Annotated in this window: 4 protein-coding genes and 1 pseudogene; 2 read left to right on the top strand and 3 right to left on the bottom strand. The window is 63.3% G+C overall.

Features of this window, described 5'->3' with window-relative positions; all coding sequences use genetic code 11:
- Positions 1-625, top strand: a pseudogene (locus tag HMPREF0298_RS08545) (IS6 family transposase); the annotation flags it as partial.
- A gap of 273 nt (positions 626-898) precedes the next feature.
- On the opposite strand, the gene HMPREF0298_RS08540 reads toward HMPREF0298_RS08545, so the two are convergent.
- From HMPREF0298_RS08540 to HMPREF0298_RS08530, 3 genes are all read right to left on the bottom strand, one after another.
- Complete coding sequence (locus tag HMPREF0298_RS08540; RefSeq protein ID WP_245527479.1) at positions 899-1165, bottom strand: metal-sensitive transcriptional regulator; 267 nt, start codon at positions 1163-1165, stop codon at positions 899-901.
- A 368-nt stretch (positions 1166-1533) separates the two neighbouring features.
- Positions 1534-3870: a heavy metal translocating P-type ATPase gene (locus tag HMPREF0298_RS08535; protein ID WP_006840760.1), complete on the bottom strand. Its 2337-nt coding sequence runs from the start codon at positions 3868-3870 to the stop codon at positions 1534-1536.
- Positions 3871-4040: 170 nt separating this feature from the next.
- The gene (locus tag HMPREF0298_RS08530; RefSeq protein WP_006840759.1) at positions 4041-4250 is read right to left on the bottom strand and encodes a heavy-metal-associated domain-containing protein; all 210 of its coding nucleotides are present in this window, start codon (positions 4248-4250) and stop codon (positions 4041-4043) included.
- 186 nt (positions 4251-4436) lie between these two features.
- Between HMPREF0298_RS08530 and HMPREF0298_RS08525 the strand changes: the two genes are divergently transcribed.
- Positions 4437-4688: a type II toxin-antitoxin system prevent-host-death family antitoxin gene (locus tag HMPREF0298_RS08525; protein WP_006840758.1), complete on the top strand. Its 252-nt coding sequence runs from the start codon at positions 4437-4439 to the stop codon at positions 4686-4688.
- The last annotated feature ends 356 nt before the right edge of the window (positions 4689-5044 follow it).

The raw sequence follows: 5044 nt of genomic DNA, 5'->3' as shown, positions 1-5044 counted from the left end.
GGAGGAAATGATGACTTCAGCGGGGCGTGCCGGTCGATCACACCACGATTCTCATTGCTGGGTCCAGAAATACGCCCCTGGGCTGGACAAGCAAATACGGTGGTACCGGCAGGTACCTGACTGGCAGGCCAGTTCCTGGCGGGTGGACGAGACCTATATCCGGGTCGGCGGCAGGTGGTGTTATCTCTATCGGGCGATCACCGCCGGTGGGCAGACCCTGGACTTTTACCTCTCTCCGAAGCGGAACGTGGCCGCAGCGAAGCGTTTCCTGGCCAAGGCCCTCAGATCCAATGCGTCAGCCGGGTATCCCAGAGTGATCAACACCGATAAAGCACCCTCCCTGGCCAAGGCGATCTCCGAGCTCAAGGAAGAAGGCATCTGCCCGCCAACAGTGGAACACCGGCAGGTGAAATACCTCAACAACATCCTGGAAGGCGACCATGGTCGGCTGAAGCGGATCCTCGGGCCGAAAGGCGCGTTTAAGAACTTAGACATCTGCATATCGGACGTTGAAAGGGATGGAGGCGATGCACTCATTGCGGAAAGGGCAAGGCACGATGTTTGACCTCACGGGCAACCGAACCCGGATGCGGTGATCGTCAGCCGGGTCTTCGAGACGGCCTGAGAACGCCCACACGCAGCGGCGATCAGGGAATGAGAAACTGAGTTTTTGCGGCTCTCCCCCCAACTTTGCAACAGCACCGGTTGATGTTGCAGGTGGGGATGTGGTCGAGGTTGTTCAGCGGCGCGATCTTTTCGACCAGCAGCACCACAGTGGCCATCAACCCGATCATGCCGCCGCCAGCAGCAGGACTCCCAGCCTCCAGCGGGTAACAGGGGCGGTCAGAGTGGCCTGGCCGCCGTTCTCGACGGGGTGTGGTGGTCGGGTCCCGGCCTGTCACCGGGCGAAACGGGCGATAGCGTCGGTGACTTCCTGGAACTTCGCGTCGGCCTCCTCTCCTCCTAACTGGGCGGAGTCACGGACGCAGTGTTTCATGTGGTCATCGAGTAGTCCCAGGGCAACGCTGCGTAGGGCAGCATTGACCGCGGAGATCTGGGTAAGGATGTCGATGCAGTACTGTTCCTCGTCGACCATGCTGTGCAGGCCCCGGGCCTGGCCCTCGATGCGCTTGAGGCGGGCGAGATAGCGATCCTTGTCGTTGATGTAGCCATGGGTGGTGTGACAGGTGTCGGCCCCACCCGAGGAGGAAACGGCCTGATCAGGGGTGCGAGTATCCACAATGGTCTCCTTGCTGAAAAAAAAGGGGGCAGGTATGTCCTGAGTCAGTTGCGGGTCGATCAGGATGGAAAGCTCGAGGGTATGGAATGAGGCGTGAGGACCTCATGGTCCCCACGCCCTGTGGCGTTACTCGGATAAGTAGTCGGCAGATTGTCGGCCCGGAGGGGCCTGCCGGGTGGGGCCGGGGGAGAGGTCAGGAGCAGGTACTTGGGGACGGAGGTCTGAGTGTTATTGGAGGGACTCAGCCGCAGGAGGAGGACACGGGGTTCCTTATCGCTAGAAAAGGATGCGGATTAGGCGGTGACCGGCTGCCGCACGGAGGGGCGAGCGGGCTGCGGTGAGGAACTGGTGTTGTCGTGGGAGGGCTTGAATCTACGCAGCGTAAGGGAGTTGGAGACCACGAACACCGAGGAGAAGCCCATCGCAATGCCCGCCAACCCCGGGTTGAGGAAACCGATCGCGGCGACCGGGATCAGCACGACGTTGTAGGCGAACGCCCAGAACAGGTTGCCCTTGATGGTGCCCAGCGTGCGACGTGACAGACGGATGGCATCGCCCGCGGAGCGCAGGTCGTTGTTCATTAAGGTGATATCGGAGGCCTCGATGGCCACATCCGTGCCCGCCCCCATGGCCAGACCCAGATCGGCCTGGGCCAGGGCGGCCGCGTCATTGACGCCGTCGCCGACCATGGCGACCTTCTTGCCCTCATGTTGCAGCTTCTCGATGACCGCGACCTTGTCCTGCGGCATGACCTCGGCACTCACGTTGGCCGCATCGATGCCCACCTCTTGGGCGACGGCGGCCGCGGCCTTCGCGTTATCGCCGGTGAGCAGGTACGGACTCAACCCCAGCCTGCGGAACTGGGCGACCGCTTCCGCTGAGGAGTCTTTGATGGCATCGCGCACCACGACCACACCGGCGGGCTGGTCATCGACGTAGACGGCCACCGGGGTCGCGCCCTGCGACTGTGCGTGGTCGAAGGCGGTGGTGAGGTCACGGGGCAGCTGGCCGGCGGGACGGCCGACGGTGACGACGTGACCCTTGACGGTGGCCGTGACGCCCCGGCCGGCGGTGCTGTCGAAGTCGGTGGCCTCCTGGATGTTCCCGGAGCGCTCGGCCTCGGTGACAATCGCCTTGGCGATGGGGTGCTCGGAGCCTGCTTCGACGGCCGCCGACAAGGCGAGGACCTCGTTGTTGGTGTAGCCGTCGGCGGCGTGGACGCCGGTGACCGACATGACCCCGGAGGTGACGGTGCCGGTCTTGTCCATGACGATGGTGTCGACCTGGCGGGTGGATTCGAGGACCTCCGGGCCCTTGATCAACAAGCCCAGCTGCGCGCCCCGGGAGGTGCCCACCAGCAGGGCGGTCGGGGTGGCCAGTCCCAGGGCGCATGGGCAAGCGATGATCAGCACCGCGACTGCGGCGGAAAAGGCCCAGTTCGCCCCGCTGCCGAGGGCGAGGTGGACGATCAGGGTGATGATGGAGACGACAATGACCGTCGGGACGAAGACCGAGGAAATCTTATCCACCAGGCGCTGGACCGGGGCTTTTTTCGCCTGGGCGTCAGTGACCAGCTTGGCCATCTGGGACAGCGTGGTCTCCGAACCTGTGCGGGTGACTTCGACCAGCAGTCGACCGGAGGTGTTGATCGTCGCGCCCGTGACCGGGGTGCCGGGGGCGGCCTCGACGGGAACGGACTCGCCAGTCAGCATCGATTCGTCGATGGCCGAGGTGCCCTCGATGACACGACCGTCGGTGGCGATCTTCTCACCCGGGCGGACGACGAAGACGTCACCGACTGTCAGCTGGGAGACCGGGACGCGGACTTCCTCACCGTCGCGGATCACCGCGGCGTCTTTCGCACCCATGTCCAGCAGGGACTTCAGCGCCGCGGAGGACTGGCCCTTGGCGCGGATCTCAAACCACCGGCCGAACAACAGGAAGGTGATGACTACGGCGATGGTCTCGAGGTAGATGTGGTCCATGCCGTCATGGCGGGGCAGCAGGCTCATCTCCATGACCATGCCGGGGTGCCCGGCGTTGCCGAAAAACAAGGCCCACAGCGACCACAAATACGCAGCGGTAGTGCCCAGAGACACGAGCGTGTCCATCGTGGTCGAGCGGTGACGCAGGTTGGTTAAGGTCGCCCGGTGGAACGGGGCGCCACCGTAGAAGTAGATCAGGGTGGACATGACGAGCAGGGCCCACTGCCAATTCATGAACTGCAGGGACGGGATCATCGAGATCGCGACCACCGGAACGGAGAGGATCGTCGACCCGATCAGACGCGACTTCAGGTCTGTGGCCTCGGCCTCGCGGGCCTGTCCGTGGCGGTCACCGACCACCTCGGTGTCCTCCTCCGGGCCGCTGTCCACGGCGGAGGCGTGTTGATCCCCCATGGTGAACGCGTCGTACCCGGCACCCCGCACGGTTTCGATCAGCCGATCGGCGTCGACTTTGGTGGGGTCGTAACTGACGGAGGCGGATTCGGTGGCGAAGTTGACGGTGGCCTCCACGCCATCGAGCTTGTTGAGCTTGCGCTCCACCCGCCCTGAGCACGACGTACAGGTCATGCCGGTGACGCCCAGATCGACCTGGAGTAGGTCAACCGACGGTTGTGTCTGAATCATCAGTGATCAGTCCTTCAGCAAACAGTGGTGAGGTGCATCTGCGAGGTCCCAAAAGGCCCGCCCACAGATGCACCGTCGGGGATATCGAACCGGCATGGCTGGGCCTGATGGGCATATCCAGCAGGGTTGGCCCGACCGTGTCTACCCGAGGCGGGGACCGGGCCCAGGGATTAGGGCTTGACGGTGTAGCCGGCTGTCGTGACAGCGGCGACAACATCGTCGTCGGTGAAGTTTTCACCCGTGACGGTCACCTGCCCGGTATCCACGGTGGCCTCCACTATGGTCACACCGGCGACCTCGCCGATCTCCTCCTCCACGGAGGACTTGCAGTGTCCGCAGGTCATGCCTTCGATGATGTACTTCTTTGTTACGGCGCTCATCAGATGATCCTTTCCTTGATGTCCTGAAGGGCAAGAGTGGAGATGCCCCAACAACCTTCAACCTATACCCATGGGGGGTATCAGTCAAGGAGGTGTCTGCCCCTAAGCGTCCCGTTCGGCGGGCAGGACTTCCGGAACGGCCGCGATCGTTGCTGCACTTCTTGTACAAAATGTACGTTAAAGGGTATGGGCATCACGGTCACCCTCAGTCAGTTCCGCAGCGAACAAAGCCACTATCTTGATGCCGCCCAACGTGAGCCGGTCACCATCCTCAGTCGCGGGCCCCGCCGCCGGGCGGTGGTGGTCTCCCCGGACTTCTACGACCGGGCGGTTCAGGCGCTGGAGGATGGCGAGGATATCCGTGCCGCAGCGGCTGCCCGCCAGGAGGCGGGCGGTGTCTCCCACGAGGAGTTCACGTCCGACCTCGAACTGGACTGACCTGCCTGTCCATACCTGTGCCGCGGTATTTGATCATCGATAAGCTTTCAACTGCGACAGCCCTTCTCACGCTGGCCCGGCAATGGCAGCAGTGATTGCCACCGCCATCGACGCCCTGGCCCACGTTCCGCCGTCTCGGCGGAGTGGAAAAGTTGCGGGGCGGCGACGGGGAGTGCTGTAGCTGGGTAGTCCACGGCCGTCAATGACGGTGAGCTGATCAGCGTCTCGGTTCCAAGGAAGACAGGCACTCATACTCGCATCGTTGAGTGGGATGAGGCCGGTCCCTGGCGTTCCTGCGCATGACGCATGACTGCCGAACCTGAACAAATAAGGAATGGACAGCTGAGGCACGCTAC

Source organism: Corynebacterium lipophiloflavum DSM 44291, from assembly GCF_000159635.1.
Classification (GTDB): domain Bacteria; phylum Actinomycetota; class Actinomycetes; order Mycobacteriales; family Mycobacteriaceae; genus Corynebacterium; species Corynebacterium lipophiloflavum.
The sequence above is the reverse complement of the archived record's forward strand: the minus strand, read 5'-3'. Positions and strand labels throughout refer to the sequence as shown.